This window comes from Arenibacter lacus (assembly GCF_008711145.1).
GTDB classification, from domain to species: Bacteria; Bacteroidota; Bacteroidia; order Flavobacteriales; family Flavobacteriaceae; genus Arenibacter; species Arenibacter amylolyticus.
The window spans coordinates 1-17,643 of the sequence record NZ_VVIN01000064.1; the positions used below are offsets into that span (position 1 = coordinate 1).

At 39.3% G+C, this 17,643-nt stretch carries 15 protein-coding genes; 10 read left to right on the forward strand and 5 right to left on the reverse strand.

The annotated features are described in order from the left end of the window. Positions 1-59: 59 nt before the first annotated feature. From F1E73_RS14460 to dapF, 4 genes are all read right to left on the reverse strand, one after another. Positions 60-689, reverse strand: a complete 630-nt coding sequence (locus F1E73_RS14460; protein WP_086477909.1) for a hypothetical protein — start codon at positions 687-689, stop codon at positions 60-62. 162 nt (positions 690-851) lie between these two features. Beyond that, positions 852-1,895 carry an endolytic transglycosylase MltG gene (gene mltG / locus F1E73_RS14465; RefSeq protein WP_086477910.1) on the reverse strand — a complete coding sequence of 348 codons (1,044 nt, stop codon included), beginning with the start codon at positions 1,893-1,895 and terminating at the stop codon, positions 852-854. After that, complete coding sequence (locus F1E73_RS14470; protein WP_086477911.1) at positions 1,892-2,422, reverse strand: GNAT family N-acetyltransferase; 531 nt, start codon at positions 2,420-2,422, stop codon at positions 1,892-1,894. Before F1E73_RS14470 ends, mltG begins: the two co-directional genes overlap by 4 nt. Beyond that, a complete protein-coding gene (gene dapF / locus F1E73_RS14475) occupies positions 2,409-3,197 on the reverse strand; it encodes a diaminopimelate epimerase (RefSeq protein WP_150452302.1) in 789 nt (262 codons plus the stop codon). Before dapF ends, F1E73_RS14470 begins: the two co-directional genes overlap by 14 nt. 130 nt (positions 3,198-3,327) lie before the next feature. On the opposite strand from dapF, the gene F1E73_RS14480 reads away from it, so the two are divergent. The 9 genes from F1E73_RS14480 to F1E73_RS14520 all read left to right on the forward strand — a co-directional run bounded on the left by F1E73_RS14480 (position 3,328) and on the right by F1E73_RS14520 (position 15,265). Next, positions 3,328-4,722: a S1C family serine protease gene (locus F1E73_RS14480; RefSeq protein ID WP_086477922.1), complete on the forward strand. Its 1,395-nt coding sequence runs from the start codon at positions 3,328-3,330 to the stop codon at positions 4,720-4,722. Positions 4,723-4,891: 169 nt separating this feature from the next. Beyond that, positions 4,892-6,343, forward strand: a complete 1,452-nt coding sequence (locus F1E73_RS14485) for a glyceraldehyde-3-phosphate dehydrogenase (protein ID WP_086477913.1) — start codon at positions 4,892-4,894, stop codon at positions 6,341-6,343. A 147-nt stretch (positions 6,344-6,490) separates the two neighbouring features. Continuing rightward, positions 6,491-7,108 carry a tRNA (guanine-N1)-methyltransferase gene (locus F1E73_RS14490; protein ID WP_086477914.1) on the forward strand — a complete coding sequence of 206 codons (618 nt, stop codon included), beginning with the start codon at positions 6,491-6,493 and terminating at the stop codon, positions 7,106-7,108. A 223-nt stretch (positions 7,109-7,331) separates the two neighbouring features. Next, positions 7,332-8,009, forward strand: coding sequence for a tRNA (guanosine(37)-N1)-methyltransferase TrmD (trmD, locus tag F1E73_RS14495; protein WP_086477915.1), 678 nt, complete (start codon positions 7,332-7,334; stop codon positions 8,007-8,009). Positions 8,010-8,224: 215 nt separating this feature from the next. Further along, entirely contained in the window at positions 8,225-8,575 is a 351-nt protein-coding gene (gene rplS, locus F1E73_RS14500; protein WP_086477916.1) for a 50S ribosomal protein L19, read from the forward strand. 853 nt (positions 8,576-9,428) lie between these two features. After that, positions 9,429-11,648 (forward strand): NADP-dependent isocitrate dehydrogenase, encoded by a 2,220-nt coding sequence (locus F1E73_RS14505; RefSeq protein WP_086477917.1) that lies wholly within the window; start codon positions 9,429-9,431, stop codon positions 11,646-11,648. A 166-nt stretch (positions 11,649-11,814) separates the two neighbouring features. After that, the gene (locus F1E73_RS14510; RefSeq protein WP_223883447.1) at positions 11,815-14,145 is read left to right on the forward strand and encodes a TonB-dependent receptor; all 2,331 of its coding nucleotides are present in this window, start codon (positions 11,815-11,817) and stop codon (positions 14,143-14,145) included. 4 nt (positions 14,146-14,149) lie between these two features. Next, positions 14,150-14,989 (forward strand): DUF4249 family protein, encoded by an 840-nt coding sequence (locus F1E73_RS14515; RefSeq protein ID WP_150452303.1) that lies wholly within the window; start codon positions 14,150-14,152, stop codon positions 14,987-14,989. 42 nt (positions 14,990-15,031) lie between these two features. Further along, positions 15,032-15,265: a DUF6095 family protein gene (locus F1E73_RS14520; RefSeq protein WP_086477919.1), complete on the forward strand. Its 234-nt coding sequence runs from the start codon at positions 15,032-15,034 to the stop codon at positions 15,263-15,265. A 53-nt stretch (positions 15,266-15,318) separates the two neighbouring features. Here the strand turns inward: F1E73_RS14520 and F1E73_RS14525 are convergent, their stop codons facing one another. Beyond that, complete coding sequence (locus F1E73_RS14525) at positions 15,319-16,449, reverse strand: glycerate kinase (protein WP_150452304.1); 1,131 nt, start codon at positions 16,447-16,449, stop codon at positions 15,319-15,321. 341 nt (positions 16,450-16,790) lie between these two features. Here F1E73_RS14525 and F1E73_RS14530 point away from each other — a divergent pair, with 341 nt between their 5' ends. Then, on the forward strand, positions 16,791-17,315 hold the full coding sequence (locus F1E73_RS14530) for a 5' nucleotidase, NT5C type (RefSeq protein ID WP_150452305.1): 525 nt from the start codon (positions 16,791-16,793) through the stop codon (positions 17,313-17,315). The last annotated feature ends 328 nt before the right edge of the window (positions 17,316-17,643 follow it).

Here is a 17,643-nt window from a genome sequence, read left to right on the forward strand (position 1 = left end):
TAAAAAAAGCTTCAACACAAAGGTTGAAGCTTTCACATTTTAATTTAACCACTTAAAATCTAGATCTTCGGATTCCTAATTGGAATTACATTAGAGATATCATATCCTGAAAACCTCTTCATGTAATAAGCTACAGAAGATCCGAAACTATCATTTACATTATTTTTACCGTACGAACGAAGGTATTTTTTAACATTACCTGCTCCCGCAAGGTGTGCAGCAGCCAGTATACCGGATTCGGTAATTTCCTGACCGTTGATTTCCTTACCTACAAAGCGCTTTATATCCCTTCTTAAGATCCACTTATTCCTGGATAAATTGGTTTGAAAAACCTTTTCCTGCAATATAGGATCATTCAAAAACAAAGTCGCATTATAAACTCCTAACAACTCCAAAGTTCCAATACCAAACTGGTATTTTCCAAGATATCCAAAGGCATTGGTCGTAAAATAATTTCCTTGAGATTCTTTGAACGCTAAGGCCTCCTTAAACCCGTTATAGGAGGTACCCAAAAAGGGTGGAGTAGCAATAGGCTTTTTTAAAACGATTTTGTGATTGGGAAATAAAACTTCAGTAGGTTCTGTCACTCTTAAAGCTTCCGGTACCGAAACATTTACCTGTTTAGGACCAAAGCTAACTAGTATAAAGATCATGACAACGGGGAACAAATAACTTGTCCACTTTCTCATATTTTGGTTTTCTTAAGACTTACAACACGTGAAAAATGTGTTTGCTTAAATTTCACGCCGCAAATATAAAACCGTTTTCCATTACCGAAGCCAATTTTAACGTAACTTTTGATATACGCGTATTATTACCCGATAAACGACCATTAAATCTGGTTAAGCAACCTATCTTTTAATTTTCTGAGCATTTATCCATCGGACATACTGCACCTTATTCCGGTTGTGTTGTGCCAAAGTTTTGGCAAATTTATGATAACCGAAATTTTCCACATTAGCCACAAAATAGTAGTAGTCGTGTTTTTCGGGCGCTAGTACGGCATCAATGGCAGAGATATCCGGCATCGCAATGGGCCCTGGTGGCAAACCTGCCTTCCTATAAGTATTATAGGGCGAATCTAACTCCAGATCCCTATAAAGTACTCTTTTAATAATGGTATCAAAATTACCAGTATGTTTCTTTATGGCATATATCACCGTTGGATCTGCCTGCAGCAACATCCCTTTTTTTAGTCTGTTATGATACACACCAGCCACTCTTGGTCTTTCGTCTACTTTTACAGTTTCCTTATGCACTATGGAAGCTAAGGTACTCACCTCAGCCGGACTCATTCCAAGCTTCTTAGCCTTGGCCAATCGGTTTTCATTCCAAAACCTACCATGCTCCTTTAACATCCTTTCTCTAAAGCCCTCTGCAGAAGTATTCCAAAAAAACTCATAGCTATTGGGGACGTACATAGAAAGTGCGGTATCCTCATTAAAGCCGTTGGACTTTAAAAAATCCGTATCCTTAAACGCTTCCAACAAGCTTAAGCTATCGGCTTCTATTTGCAAGGAGACCCTTCCCGCCAAATCTGCCAAGGTTTCCTGATTATTAAAAGAAAGTTTAACCGGTAGATTCTTACTCCGTAAGGAATTGATAATTTCATTATTGTTCATCCCCTTCTTAATGGCATATCTACCAGATTTAAAATAATCGCTATAGCCTTTCCTCTTGGCTGCGGTTACAAATTTCCCCTTATTCTCCAAGAGCGGGTCTAGCAAACCAACTACCTCATCAAAACTGGCATTGGTAGGGATATGGACATAGGTAGTTTCTTCCTGAAATTTGGTATTGGGTTTAAAGAAAATGCCGTATACCACAAAGGCGAAGGTGGCAGCCAGCACCAAGCATAAGCCCACCACAATTAACACAACACGTTTTATTTTCATTCCCCCTTGTTTATTTTTTGAAAAAGAATTTCATTCTTGAACTGACCATTAGATTTGATCCAATCCTTTTTAACCCCTACTTGTTTAAAGCCCAATTTGGTGAATAGGTGAATACTGGGCTCATTGCCCTCTAACACGTTGGCATAGACCTGCCTGAGACCTAGAACCGAAAACACGTAATTACACAAAATCTCTATAGCCTCTGCTCCTACCCCTTTGTTCCTTTGCGCTTTGTCGCTCACAATAATTCCCATTCCCACCCGTAGGTTTTGGGGATCAAAATCGAACAAGTCAATTAAGCCTATCACAACCCCCTTAGGGTTACATATACAGAGACGCAATTGCTTCACCTCATAGATATCCTTATGCGCATTATCTAAATAATACCTAAGGATATGCCTGGAATAGGGTGTAGTGGTGCCACTAATTTCCCATATCTCCGGATTATTCTCCAGTTGGTATAGAAAATCCAAATCTTCGGGCTCCAAGGCCCTTAAAAATATATGTTCCCCTTTAAGCTTCAACATCTATTTCACCTTTAAAGACAAGTTGCGCTGCACCGGTCAGCCATATTTCATTATACCCCTCCTTAGTCTCACTCTTTGTAAAATGGACTTTAAGTTGCCCCCCAGGCGTTGTTATAGACACGGCATCCTTATTGGCTTGTCCAGCGTGATGCATTGCCAAAGCAACGGCTGTTACACCAGTCCCACATGACAAGGTCTCATCCTCTACTCCCCTTTCATAGGTCCGTACATAAAAGGAATTCTCTGCTATCTTTTGCACAAAGTTTATATTACTTCCCTCTTTGCCATAGACACCGTACCTTAAACGTTCTCCTTCCTTCCGGACATCAAAATTTTTCACATCGGTCACAGCTTGCACGTGATGGGGAGAACCCGTATTTAAGAAAAGGGAATTAGACTTCTCTATTATGCTATCTACGTCTTGCATTTGCAGACTTACTACGTTGCCCTCTATTTTAGCTTTATGAAGTCCGTCTACCGCTTCAAAAGAAGTTTCATCCGAAATTAACTCCAAATGCTTCGCAAAGGCCACAATACATCTTCCGCCGTTGCCGCACATGGTACTCTGATTCCCATCCGAGTTATAATAAACCATCTTAAAATCGGTAGCCTCGTCGTTTTCTAAAAGTATAAGTCCGTCTGCACCTACACCAAATTTTCTATCACATAAAAAGGAAACCAATTGGGTCTTGTTTTTAGGAAAAGAAAGATCCCTATTATCTATAATCACAAAATCGTTTCCCGTTCCTTGGTACTTGTAAAAGTTTAATAGCATATCTCAAATTATATTGCAAAGATATAATTTTATTAAGGTTTAATTAGCAGTTAAAAAGTCGTTAAACCCAATTTATACACCTTTAATTATGTTAATTTTACTGGAGTTAATCAAAAAAAGCGATGAATTTATGAAGAAAATTGGAAGTTTACTACTAGTTGCTGTTTTTGCTGGTGCCATCACTTTGGGTACTTATAAACTATTTTTGGAAAAACCGGGTTATACCATCGTCACCCAAGATAATGGCACAAATTTAGTGACTACTAGTTTTACCCCAACCTCAGCTAGGGGTGCGGGAATCAATGAAGTGGATTTCACTACTGCTGCAGAGAAAACCGTCCATGCCGTAGTACATGTAAAAAACGTAACTATGAGTCAGGGTCCCGCCACCTTAAGGGAATGGTTCTATGGATACGGACGTAATCAAAGACCACAGGTTGGTACCGGCTCTGGGGTAATTATATCCCCAGACGGCTATATTGTAACCAACAACCATGTTATTGCTAATTCGGATCAGTTACAAGTAACCCTAAACAACAATAAAACCTATGAAGCCGAGGTAATTGGAACGGACCCCAATTCGGACATCGCGTTAATCAAGATAAAAACCAAGAGACTCCTGCCCTACCTGGCATTTGGCAATTCGGACGAGACCAAGGTTGGAGAGTGGGTACTAGCGGTAGGAAATCCGTTTAACCTAACCTCTACGGTAACCGCTGGTATTGTAAGTGCCAAGGCACGTGCCCTTGCCTCCTTAGACCAATCCTTTATACAAACAGATGCTGCCGTTAACCCTGGAAATAGTGGTGGTGCATTGGTAAACACCAACGGGGATTTAATTGGAATAAATACCGCCATTACCTCGCAAACCGGATCCTATGTTGGCTATTCCTTTGCAGTACCTAGCAATATAGCCAAGAAAGTGGTAGAAGATATAATGGAGTACGGTAATGTACAGAAAGGAATATTAGGCATAGAGACCATCCCCATTAATAGTCCATACGCTGTGGAAAAAGGTGTTCACGAGATTGAAGGTGTCTATATTGCCAAAGTTGTGGAAGACTCTGGTGCCTTTGATGCCGAATTACTGGAAGGGGATATTATTGTAGGGGTAGACAATGTGGATATTCGCAAATACTCCGATCTCACCGGTTATATATCCTCTAAAAGACCAGGGGATGAGCTACTGGTATCCATTAAAAGGGATAAGGAACTGTTAGAGGTTCCAGTTACCTTAAAAGAGAGACAAACCATGGTAATCCCAAAACTCGGTTTCGAAATCAAAAACTTGACCGATAAGGATAAAAAGACCTTTAAAACCAAAAAAGGCGTGAAGATCATTGGGGTGCCTGAAACTTTCAGAGCCTATGATTTGGAAGGTAAGGTATTGATTTCATTCGGAGATGAGGAAATTAAGGACATTCAGGATGCTAGGGTTAAATTTGGCAGAATCACACGATATGGAAGAACCAGTATTACCATGTTAAATGAAAAAGGAGAAATAGAACGGTTAATTATACAATAATGGCAGTACAAAACCCTTAAACAAATTACTTGTACGACCAATTTTAGCACAAAAGCAATAGAATTGAAAAAAGCGCCTTGATCAAGGCGCTTTTTTTTTGGCAATAAGTTTTACGAAAACGTTTGAAATATATACTTTTACCAAAAACAACCTCAATTTATAGCATCAAATGAACCCAACCAATTTGTACGAGAAAGAACTTGCTTTTCAATCGGACCGAAGGAAGGCAACCACAGAATTTATTAAAATCACCAGTGATCTATGGTACGACCGGTCCATTGAGATCGTTCTCTTTAAAAATCAGGTCATAGACAAAAACGTAAGCGACATTATAAATCTGCATGAATATGCAGGAAAGTTTGTTCAAAAACCTATCTCTATTTTTGATTCCATAGAGATTCTTCGAGCGATCAACGATATATCACTCCCTCCTTCTAAACTAGATATTGGCAAATTAACCTATGAATTCCATTCCCAGGAAAATAGCCATAATGATGTAAAAGCCTTTGTGCTGGATAAATTACAATCTGCGAATAACAGTGATGAGATTCACCCTAAGGATGTGGTTCTTTTCGGTTTTGGAAGAATTGGACGACTATTAGCTAGGGAGTTAATGGCCAAGACAGGGAAAGGAAACCAATTGCGCTTAAGGGCCATTGTTACCCGTGGCCCCATTACGGGCGACATATTGGAGAAAAGGGCCAACTTATTGCGAACCGACTCCATTCATGGGGAGTTTATGGGCACTGTAGAGGTAGATTACAAGGCCAAAGCATTATTTATCAATGGGACCACAGTACCTATTATTGCCGCCGACAAGCCCGAGGATATTGATTATACCCAATACGGAATTAGCAACGCCTTAATCATTGACAATACTGGAGTGTATAGGGACATGGACTCCCTTAACAGGCATCTACAAGCTACAGGAAGTGACCAAGTATTACTTACTGCACCGGGCAAAGGCGAGGTAGCCAATATTGTGCATGGAGTAAACCACAATCAATTTGACCCGGATTCTACAAAGATTTTTTCTGCCGCATCCTGTACTACCAATGCCATCACTCCTATTTTAAAAGTGGTGGAAGATTCCTTAGGCATTAAAAAAGGCCATATAGAAACCATCCATGCCTATACCAATGATCAGAATTTAGTGGATAATATGCACGGCAAATACAGAAGGGGCAGAGCCGCCGCCCTTAATATGGTTATTACTGAGACAGGTGCCGGAAAGGCGGTGGCCAAGGCTATTCCGCAACTTTCGGGAAAACTGACATCCAACGCCATTCGGGTCCCAGTTCCCAATGGGTCGTTGGCCATTCTAAACTTGGAAATAAAAAACAGCACCTCCAAAAAAGCCCTGAACACTATTATTAAGAAATATGCCTTGGAAGGGGATTTGGTAGAACAGATTAAATACTCCCTTAGCAACGAATTGGTATCTACAGATATAGTAGGCACCTCTGCTCCTGCCATTTATGATAGTACTGCAACCATTGTCTCGGAGGATGGAAAAAACTTAGTTCTTTATATCTGGTACGATAATGAATTTGGATATGCACACCAAGTGATTCGGCTTGCCAAGTATTTTGCAAAAGTAAGGAGGTACACCTACTATTAAAGAGAGTAAACCTAGGGCTTTGGAAGAGAATCAACAGGTACATTAGGGGGGGTAATACTTATAATTGTATCTTGTTTTTTTAATAATTGGGATTATTAAAGTATTTTTGCCGTCTCGGATGGATTAATAACACTAAGAATTATTTTAATGAAACTTTATAGAATACTAGTTGTTGTATTGGCCCTATGGTCATGTAACCTAAGCCTTGCCCAGGACGGTGAGGAACAGGAGGTACTTTCCTTAGACGGCGGCCCCATTAGTTCCCAGTTTGAGTATCTCACTACAAAATCAGGACCTTACCGGGCAGAGGGCATTAGATATAGAGTGGTGAAGGAGGTAAATCTCAATAAACTGAGAAAGAATGTATCAGACTCCATCAACGAATTCAATGAGCGTGCGGCACAACTTCGCACTACCATTGCTAGCCATGAGGAAACCATTGAGTCCCTAAATAAGCAGCTGGAGGAAACCACCAATAACCTAGCCGCTGTAACCGAAGAAAAAGACAATATGTCTTTCTTGGGCTTTAACACTTCTAAAGGTACCTATAATGCCATTCTTTGGACTATTATTGGAAGTTTGTTGTTATTGCTACTGTTCTTTATCTACAAATTTAGAAACAGTAATATCCTTACCCAGGAAGCTAAGCAATCGCTTTCTGAAGTAGAGAAAGAATACGAAGACCATAGAAGACGAGCACTAGAACGCGAACAAAAAATCAGCAGACAGCTCCAAGACGAAATTAACAAATACAAGAAATCATAATAAAAAAAGCTCCTCTCCGGAGCTTTTTTTTATTGCCATCATCGACCCTTCTACAATAATTTCCTATTCATATCCATAAGCATGCTCGGGATGCTTTGGCTTCATTAAATAACCTTAGCTCTGCCGCTTTCTACCAAAAGTTAATTTGGGAATATAATCCAACGGTTTTAACTACTTTTACAGCGTTGTATTTAATTGGCTCCAAAAGAAATTACCTTCAGTTATGCGAATAGATATTATTACCGTGGTTCCGGACCTCCTTACAAGTCCGTTTGGTGCATCCATCCTAAAAAGGGCAATAGATAAAAAAATAGTGGAAGTCCACGTACATAATCTGAGGGACTACACCGATAAAAGTTATAATCAAGTAGACGATTATCAATATGGAGGTGGCGCAGGAATGGTGTTGATGATAGAACCCATAGACAAATGCATATCGGCCTTAAAAAGTGAACGAGATTACGATGAGGTTATTTATATGACTCCAGATGGTGCTACTTTAAACCAAAAAACTGCCAATAGTTTATCCCTCCTCAAAAACATTATTATTCTTTGTGGACATTATAAAGGGGTAGATCAACGTGTACGGGATTTATTTATCACTAGGGAAATATCTATAGGTGATTATGTTCTATCTGGTGGCGAATTAGGGGCCGCAGTGCTATGCGACTCTATCATACGACTCATACCAGGTGTCATATCCGATGAGACCTCTGCCCTTACGGATACTTTTCAAGACAACTTATTAGCCCCACCCGTGTATACCAGGCCTGCAGATTACAAAGGGCATACCGTACCAGAGGTGTTAACGAGCGGTAATTTCCCTAAAATTGAAAAATGGCGAGAAGATCAGGCCTATGACAGGACCAAGAAACTAAGACCCGATTTATTGGACCACTAGGTGCATACGGAAGCCAATTTTATAAGGACAAAATTGATTAATTCTCCCCATCAACCAAAGTCACTCATTTACAGGCGGAACAAAAATCAGAAATCCCTGATAAAAAAGGAATTTTCCCTTGTAAATTATAAATATTCAACTATTTTTGCACTCCATTAATTCAACCTCTGACGATAATCGTGAAAGTTGACTTAAGTAACTGATAATTATATACCATGGAAGAGTTAGTAAAATTTGTAGAAAACGAATTTGTTCCGAAAAAAGATTTCCCAAAATTTTCAGCAGGTGACACAATTACTGTGTACTTTGAAATTAAGGAAGGTGAGAAAACAAGAACCCAGTTTTTTAGAGGAGTTGTTATACAACGAAGAGGATCTGGGGCAACCGAAACATTTACGATTCGTAAAATGTCCGGTACCATTGGTGTAGAGCGTATCTTCCCTGTACATATGCCTGCATTGCAAAAGATTGAAGTAAACAAAAGAGGTAAAGTACGTAGAGCACGTATCTTCTACTTTAGAGAGCTTACTGGAAGAAAAGCTAGAATTAAGGAAATTCGTTCTTAATACATTTTTTTCCCGATACACAAAAAGCGTTCATATATTATATGGACGCTTTTTTTTGATCTACCGTTAAAATAGGGTCTTGATAATACGCTTATAATTATTATTAAACTTGCTTAAAAAATTGTTTTTTAAGCAATAAAGTAGTATCTTTAATCGTAGCCTTTAGTGAATTTTAAAGGTAAAGGCTATATAAAGTTTACGTTCTTTATCCATTTGTTTGTTTCAGTTTAATGGTAGCAATACCACAATATGAAACCGAGTTCTGAAGTTACTTTATTAGGGTTCAGGATTTGTAAATCTTTGAAGGTAGTAATGGTTACAATTAGGTTGTTCCGTCACACCAACAACTATTTAAACAATGGGAGAAATACCGCTGTTCCTATGATTTTTTCAATGGAAAAAAGTGTTTCAAACGTTGAAACAGCCACGCAAATGCAATCAATGGTTGCCGTTTTGTAAAATTACAGAACAAGAGGTTTGTAAACTGTTTCTAGAAAGCCATGTCAAGGTAGATTCTACAATGATATGGCTTTTATTATTTTCTATCTATCCGTGTTATTCAACAATCCAATTAGCCTTTTATTTCCAAGCCAGTGGTATCTATTTGAATCTTAATCTCCAAGGTCACTGAGAAGTTCTCATGCGGCGTACTCCTAATTTTAGACTCACCACCTTAAATTGGATATTTGAATCGTTGTAATCTTGTAAAATTATATTTAATGCACCTTAATAATGAAGGATTTATAATTTTTCGCTTATTCCCCACATAAATCCCAATTATGGCTCTAGCAGTTTATTTGGCATTTTTAAAATCGTATATTTGCTCCGCTTAAACATAAAAATATAACTAAAAATGCCAAAAATTTTATATACCAAAACAGACGAAGCCCCTGCATTAGCAACTCAATCCCTTCTCCCCATAGTTAAGGCATTTACAAAAACAGCCGGGATAGAAGTTGACTTAAAGGATATTTCCCTTGCTGGAAGGATTATTGCTACCTTCCCAGACTACTTGGAGAAAGATCAACAGATTTCGGACGATTTGGTAGAATTGGGGAAATTGGCAAAATTGCCCAACACCAATATTATAAAGCTTCCAAATATCAGTGCCTCTATTCCTCAATTGAAAGAGGCCATTGCCGAGTTACAGGCTAAGGGCTATAAACTACCCAACTATCCAGACACACCATCCAATGATGAGGAAAAGGATATACAGGCAAGATACGACAAAATAAAAGGTAGTGCTGTAAACCCAGTTCTAAGGGAAGGCAACTCCGACAGAAGGGCGCCACGTGCCGTTAAAAATTACGCAAAAAAGAATCCACATTCTATGGGAGCATGGAGCTCCGATTCCAAAGCCCATGTTGCTACCATGGACCACGGAGATTTTAAATCTAACGAAAAATCCCTAACCCTTACAGAAGCCACTGAGGTAGCAATAGTTCACACCTCTACAGACGGAACCAAAACAACTTTGAAAAAAGGTTTTCCGTTGTTGAAGGGTGAGATCATAGACGCCACCGTACTAAGCAAAAAAGCATTGCTAAACTTCCTTAAAGAACAAATTAAGGATGCCAAGGACCAAGGCGTATTGTTTTCATTGCATATGAAAGCAACCATGATGAAGGTGTCCGACCCCATTATTTTTGGTCACGCTGTTAAGGCCTACTTTGAGGAGGTATTTAACAAACATGCAGCTACCTTAAGCTCTTTGGGAGTCAACGCTAATGATGGCCTGGAAAGCTTATTCAGCAAAATACAGGAGCTACCGGAAGCTAAGCGTACGGAAATAGAAAAAGACATTAAAGCGGCCATTGAAAATGGACCGGATTTGGCCATGGTAAATTCTGATAAAGGAATTACCAACCTTCACGTCCCCAGCGATGTTATTATTGATGCCTCTATGCCTGCCATGATCAGAAATTCTGGTAAGATGTGGAACGCTCAAGGAAATGCACAAGATGCCAAAGCAGTAATCCCAGACAGTAGTTATGCCAGCATTTATACTGAGACCATAAACTTTTGTAAAGAACACGGGGCATTTGACCCTACTACTATGGGGACGGTTCCTAACGTGGGACTTATGGCGCAAAAAGCTGAGGAATACGGTTCCCACGATAAAACCTTTGAAATTGACGCCAAGGGTACGGTAGCCGTGGTGGACGTTAATTCTGGTGAAACCCTTATCCAACACGAAGTTGAGGAAGGTGACATATGGAGAATGTGCCAGGTGAAGGATGCTCCTATCCAAGACTGGGTAAAGCTAGCCGTTTCCCGTGCAAGAGCCACAAAGGTACCTGCTATATTTTGGTTGGATGAAAACCGTGCCCATGATGCGGAATTAATCAAAAAGGTGAACCTATATTTAAAGGATCACGATACAGAAGGGTTAGATCTACAGATAATGAGTCCTAAAAACGCTACTATATATACTTTAAAGCGTTTAAAAGCTGGACAGGATACTATCTCGGTTACTGGAAATGTTTTGCGTGACTATTTAACAGACCTTTTCCCCATCTTGGAATTGGGTACCAGTGCTAAAATGTTGTCCATAGTTCCTCTTATGAACGGAGGAGGGCTTTTTGAAACAGGTGCAGGTGGATCTGCTCCGAAGCACGTAGAACAATTTTTACATGAAGGACACCTAAGATGGGACTCTTTAGGAGAATTTTTAGCCCTGGGTGTTTCTTTGGAGTACTTAGGAGAGAAAAACGATAATCCAAAGGCATTGGTGTTGGCAGAAACCTTAGACGCTGCTACGGAGCAATTCTTGATTAATGACAAATCTCCTTCTAGAAAGGTATTTGAATTAGACAACAGAGGTAGCCATTTCTATCTAGCCTTATATTGGGCCCAAGCCTTGGCAGAGCAAAATAAAGACCAAGAGCTAAAAGCACACTTTACACCAATCGCAGAGCAGTTAGCTGCCAGCGAAAATGAAATAGTAGAAGAGTTAAACAAAGCCCAGGGAACTGCTATGGAAATTGGTGGTTATTATATGCCAGAGACAGATCTTATCAGTAAAGCCATGAGGCCTAGCCAAAAACTCAATAGTATTTTGGATACTATTTAAGATTTCCTCAAGCTGGAATTAAAGACCTTTTCAATCTATGAAAAGGTCTTTTTGTTTTAACTATTGCGTAGCTTTATGCCAGTAGCAGGTTAAAAACACATAACAGACCACCAAACTAATGCGGATAAACCATCGGGCCCCATTCTTCATATTCCTACTATTTTCAATGTGTATTTACTCCCAGAATCGTTATACCCTCAGCGGTACGGTTACTGAAGCATCCAGCAATGAAACATTAATTGGTGTAACCCTTTCCGTTCCCTCCTTAGGAAAGGGCGTGGTTACCAATGAGTATGGTTTTTATTCTATTACGCTTCCAAAGGGCAGCTATGAAATAAGGCTTAGTTATTTAGGTTATGAGGAGATTGTTAGCACTGTAGATCTAACATCAGAAAACAAGCGATTAAACTTTCAATTAAGGGAGGCGGCAGAACAATTAGAAGAAGTGGTAGTTACAGAGGATGTTGAAAAACTGAACATACGAAAACCGCAGATGAGTGTGAATTCACTGTCCGTGGAAACCATTAGGGACATCCCCGTAATCTTAGGGGAAGCGGACATTATTAAGTCCATCTTACTATTACCAGGGGTTACCAATGCAGGTGAAGGTTCTTCAGGATTTAATGTTCGCGGAGGTTCGGTAGACCAAAATTTAATTCTCCTAGACGAAGCTACCATTTTTAATTCGTCCCATCTTTTTGGTTTTTTCTCTGTTTTTAATCCAGATGCCATTAAGGATCTTAAGCTGTTTAAAGGTGGAATTCCGTCTAGATATGGCGGCAGGGTCTCTTCTGTCCTAGAAATTTTTCAAAAAGAGGGCAATAGTAAAGAGGTAATGGTAAATGGCGGCATAGGGGCCGTTGCCAGTAGGTTGTTAGTCGAAGGGCCTATCATTAAAGATCGGGCAGCTTTTCTTGTAGGAGGCAGGGCTTCCTACGCCCATTTATTTCTTCCCCTATTTGAGGTGGACAATTCGGCTTACTTTTATGATCTCAATACTAAATTAAACTTTAGGATAAATGACAAGAACAATATTTATTTATCCGGGTACTTTGGAAGGGATGTGTTTAGAATTAGCGATAGCTTTGTAAATACCTACGGTAATGCCGTAATGAATTTTAGGTGGAACCATTTATTTACTGACCAACTATTCTCTAACCTCTCCCTAATCTATTCCGATTACTACTACGGACTAGAACTAGATTTTGTTGGGTTTGAATGGAACTCCGGTATTCAAAATTTGAATTTAAAGTACGATTTTAAGCATTATCTAAGCAATAGCCTACAGATAAATTATGGTTTAAATAATATCTATTATACATTCAATCCAGGAAAAATAGCTCCAAACAGACCTTCCTCAGGTATCGTAGAAGATCAATTAATTCAGAAATATGCCAATGAATTAGCCTTCTATGTGGATATTGAACAAGAATTATCGCAGAATTTAAGCTTACAATACGGGCTAAGGTTCAGTAATTTTACCCGATTGGGGCAAGAGGAATTAAATGAGTACGAGAATAACAATCCCGTTATTTATGATTCTGAATTACACTTGTATAAGTCGGCAGAACCGGTTTCTGTACGCTATCCAAAGCGAAGCGAAAAATTGGCCTCATTTTCCAATTGGGAACCAAGACTGGCACTATCCTATATTTTTAATGATGATAATTCCGTAAAGGCGAGTTATACTAGGTTGGCACAATACCTACACTTACTCTCTAACACCAACTCCCCCACTCCCCTAGATGTATGGACCCCTAGTGGCCCCTTTGTAAAACCACAACTACTAGATCAATTTGCGGTGGGTTATTTTAAAAATATAAACAAGGGTAATTACTCCCTAGAGACAGAGCTATTCCATAAAAAGATAAAGAACAGAATAGATTATATTGACGGTGCCAACCTCATTGCAAACGACGCCATAGAACAGGTCATCCTAAATGGGGAGGCTAGGGCCTATGGGTTGGAAATTCTGGCTAAAAAAAATCAAGGTAGATGGCAAGGTTGGTTAGCATACACTTTGTCTAAATCCGAGCAGCGTACCCCTGGAAGATCTTCTATAGAAACTGGCATTAACGATGGACTATGGTACAGCACTCCCTATGACAAAACCCATGATATCTCCATATACACCAATTTTCAATTAAACGATACCTGGAGCTTTAATAGCAACTTTGTGTACCAGACAGGCCAACCCACCAATTATCCCATAGGGCAATATCAATTTCAGGATCTAACCGTGCCCTACTACGGACCTAGAAACAGGGAGCGTCTCCCTGCCTATCACAGGGTGGATGTTTCGGCCACACTATCTCCAAGGAAGAATAAACAACGAAAATTAAAATCCGAATGGGTTTTTAGCATCTATAACCTCTACAATAGAAAAAATGCGGCTTCTATAAGCTTTTCCAGGAATTCTGATACCGGAGCCAACGAAGCCGTAAGAACCTCTATCTTTGGGGTGGTTCCTGCGGTAACCTACAATTTTAAATTCTAATGCGATGAAACGACTCTTATTTTCCATTTTTATTTTGTTGTTGATTGGCTGTGAAGACGTAATTGAGGTAACGCTTCCATCGGAAGATCCCAGGTTGGTAATAGATGCTGTGCTTAGAATTAACAATATAAATCAACCTAAAACACCAGTACGGATCAAAGCCACTCTAAGTAGTTCTTTTTATGATACGGTACAACCGGCAAAATTATCCCAAGTTAGAATTTTAAACACCACAAAAAACAGTTTTATAGAATTATCCGAAAATCCGGAAGGATCAGGAGTTTATGAAAACGAATGGGAGACCGAGTTCCTTCTCAATGGGGACTTGGAGCTACAACTAAATCACAAGGGGGAACGTTATTTGGGACGTACCCAGTTTGTTCCAGCAGTACCAATAGATTCGCTTAGACAGGGAATGGGAACTCTTTTTGGGGAGGATGAGACCGAAGTTTTGATTAATTTTACAGACAACGGAGAAAGAAATGATTTCTATCTATTCGACTTTAATTTTGGGGAGTATCTCGTAACCGAAGATGAATTTTATCAGGGACAACATTTTGAGTTCTCTTACTTTTATGACAAACGTTTACAGGATCAAGAAGAACTGAACATTAGTTTATTAGGAATCGATGAAGATTTTTTCAATTATATGAATCAGCTGATACATCAAAGCGGCTCAGATACCGGTCCCTTTAGTACTCCCGCTACCACCGTTAGGGGGAATATAGTTAATATGGATAAAATGGACCAATTGAATAGCAGTATGCCAATTACCGACGGTTTTGCATTGGGATACTTTGCAGTGTGCCAAACCTTCTCCAAGACCATAGTTATTAATAAATAGGATGTAAACTAGGTTGACTTTATAAAATTTAAACACATACGCATGAGAACCAATAAAGATATTTTGGTGAAAGGAATAAAATATTTAGCCTATACCGTATTACTAATGTTTACCGCTCCCGTAGTAATCTACCAAGCTTTTAAAAACGAGGGACACCCCTTATACTGGCCCGTATTGATAGTAGGCCTCATATTGGCCATTGGTGCCATTAGTCTGGGCTTCTATGGAATTAAAACAATCATGGATGCATTATTTAATAAGGGAAAAAAGGAATAACGAGCATCCAACATGCTCCTCTATTATAAACGCTCTTACATAGATCAATATTACTAACGCCTTAAATTCTCAAAGTAATTATAAATGGCGTTTTCTATTAATTCTGCTGCATTGTCCATGCTATATTGCAGGGAGCTTGCGTCTTTCCCAATTTCCAATACCTCCAACAATCCATGTTGTTTCATCTCTTGGGAATCAACTTCTAGTTTTCCACAGACTGCGATTACTGGAACTTGATATTTTCTTCCGAGTTCCATCACTCCTTTTATCAATTTCCCTTGAAGTGTTTGTGCATCTATCTTCCCCTCTCCTGTTATAATGTAATCAATACGGTTATTTTTAAAGATTTCTGGGAGTTCCGCCAATTGAAAAATAAAGTCAACCCCACTTACAAAATCGGCATTAAAAAAAGATTTTAGACCAAAGGCCGCTCCCCCAGCAGCACCTGTCCCTGGCAGAAGTGCATAGTCTCTACCCAATGTTTCCTTAGCTCGTTCTGCTAAATTCCTCAGCCCTTCGTCCAAGGCCTGCACCTGCTCCCTATTAGCTCCTTTTTGCGGGCCGTATATAGTTGACGCTCCTTCCTGGCCAACCAACGGATTGCTAACATCATTCACCGCCATAAAAGCCTTGTTATGCCAAAGGGAGCCATCCATTTTAACTATCTGGGCAATATGGATTAAGTTTTTTCCCTTAGGCTCCAGTTCATTTCCTTTATTATCGAGAAAACGGAACCCCAGAGCATGAGCAATACCAATGCCACCATCATTGGTAGCACTTCCGCCCAAACCCACCACAAGGTTTTTGGCCCCGTTGTTAATGGCATCCATAATCTGAATTCCAGATCCCAGGGTAGAGGCTTCCATAATTTTTAATTCGGACTGGGAAAGAAGTTCCAAGCCAGAAGCTTTGGCCAATTCTATATACGCGGTATCATTCTTTTTATCGATTAAATAATAGGACTTTAAGGGTCTCCCAAGGGGATCTATGGTATCTACTTCTACCCTCTCCACGGAAATATAATGCTCTATGGCATCCAAAAAACCATCGCCCCCATCAGAAGCGAATACCTTAAATATGGTAGATTTAGTGTTAAATCTGCGTATTCCATAAGAGAAGGCCCCCACCACCTGCCTTGCGGTTAAAGAGCCCTTAAACTTGTCTGGTATCAATAAAACTTTCATAGAAATTTATGAACTATTTAAGGTGAGAAATAACTACGACTAGGATGAAAACAAAGCACAGTACCAAAATATAACCCTCTTTTTATTTATAAATGGAAATTCTGGGAAATATGAATAGTTCCAAATGCGTTTCTAGTATTCTATTCACTCTAAGCTAACTTAATACAAGGAAACTAATAAAATAAGGCCACTTTTATAGGTAACAAAGATAAATAACTAGAATACAGACCCCATATCGGTTATCATTTAAATACCATCAGACACCAATATAGTCTAGAAACTATAAAGTACCCTCCTTAACCCTAAATTCGTTATTTTCGCTATTAATTTAATCATTTAAAATGAAGATACTTTTTGTGGATATGGACGAGGTATTTGCGGATACCTATAACGAACACATTAAACTTTACAATAAGAGATATAATGAAAGCCTTCATGTAGATCACTGTTTAGGAAAGGAAGTATGGCAATCCGTTCCTGAAGAAAGAAAGCATGTGGTTAAAAACCACGCTCGTACCGATGGATTCTTTAGAGCGTTAAAACCTATTAAGGACAGTCAGGAAATATTAAAACAATTGTCTAAAAAATACGATCTGTATGTAGCATCGGCGGCTATGGAGTTTCCAAATTCCCTAAGGGAAAAAAGCGATTGGTTAGATGAACACTTTCCATTTATCCATTGGAAAAACAGAATCCTTTGTGGTCACAAACACATTTTAAGAGGGGATATTCTTATTGATGACCGTTCTTACAACCTTGCTTCCTTTGAGGGACGCAAAATTTTATTTACTTCTCCCCATAACGTGCACACTACAGGTTATGAACGTGCAAACAATTGGCTGGAAGTAGCAGATTTATTATTGTAAGCAAATAATAGCCGAATGGGCTCTTGTGAATTTAATAAGGGCCCTTTTAGTATTTCCCTAGTAACTTTCTTTCCTCCTTATTGTTTCTTTACTCCTATATCTTTCTAGCACCTATTGAGTTCCTAGAAAAGAAGTCAAAAAAAAGTCACAAGCTACTACAGTCATCAGTAAACAGAAATCGGTAATCAGTAGTCTTCAGTAGGCAGTTCAATTTAAGGCAAGTTATGGTTGATAAAGGCGGGAACGGCATCCCTGAAGTATTAAGGCCAGGGCATGGGTTATACCTGGAGGCAGCTGGTGTATTTTGGCCCCTTATCTGTAGTGATCC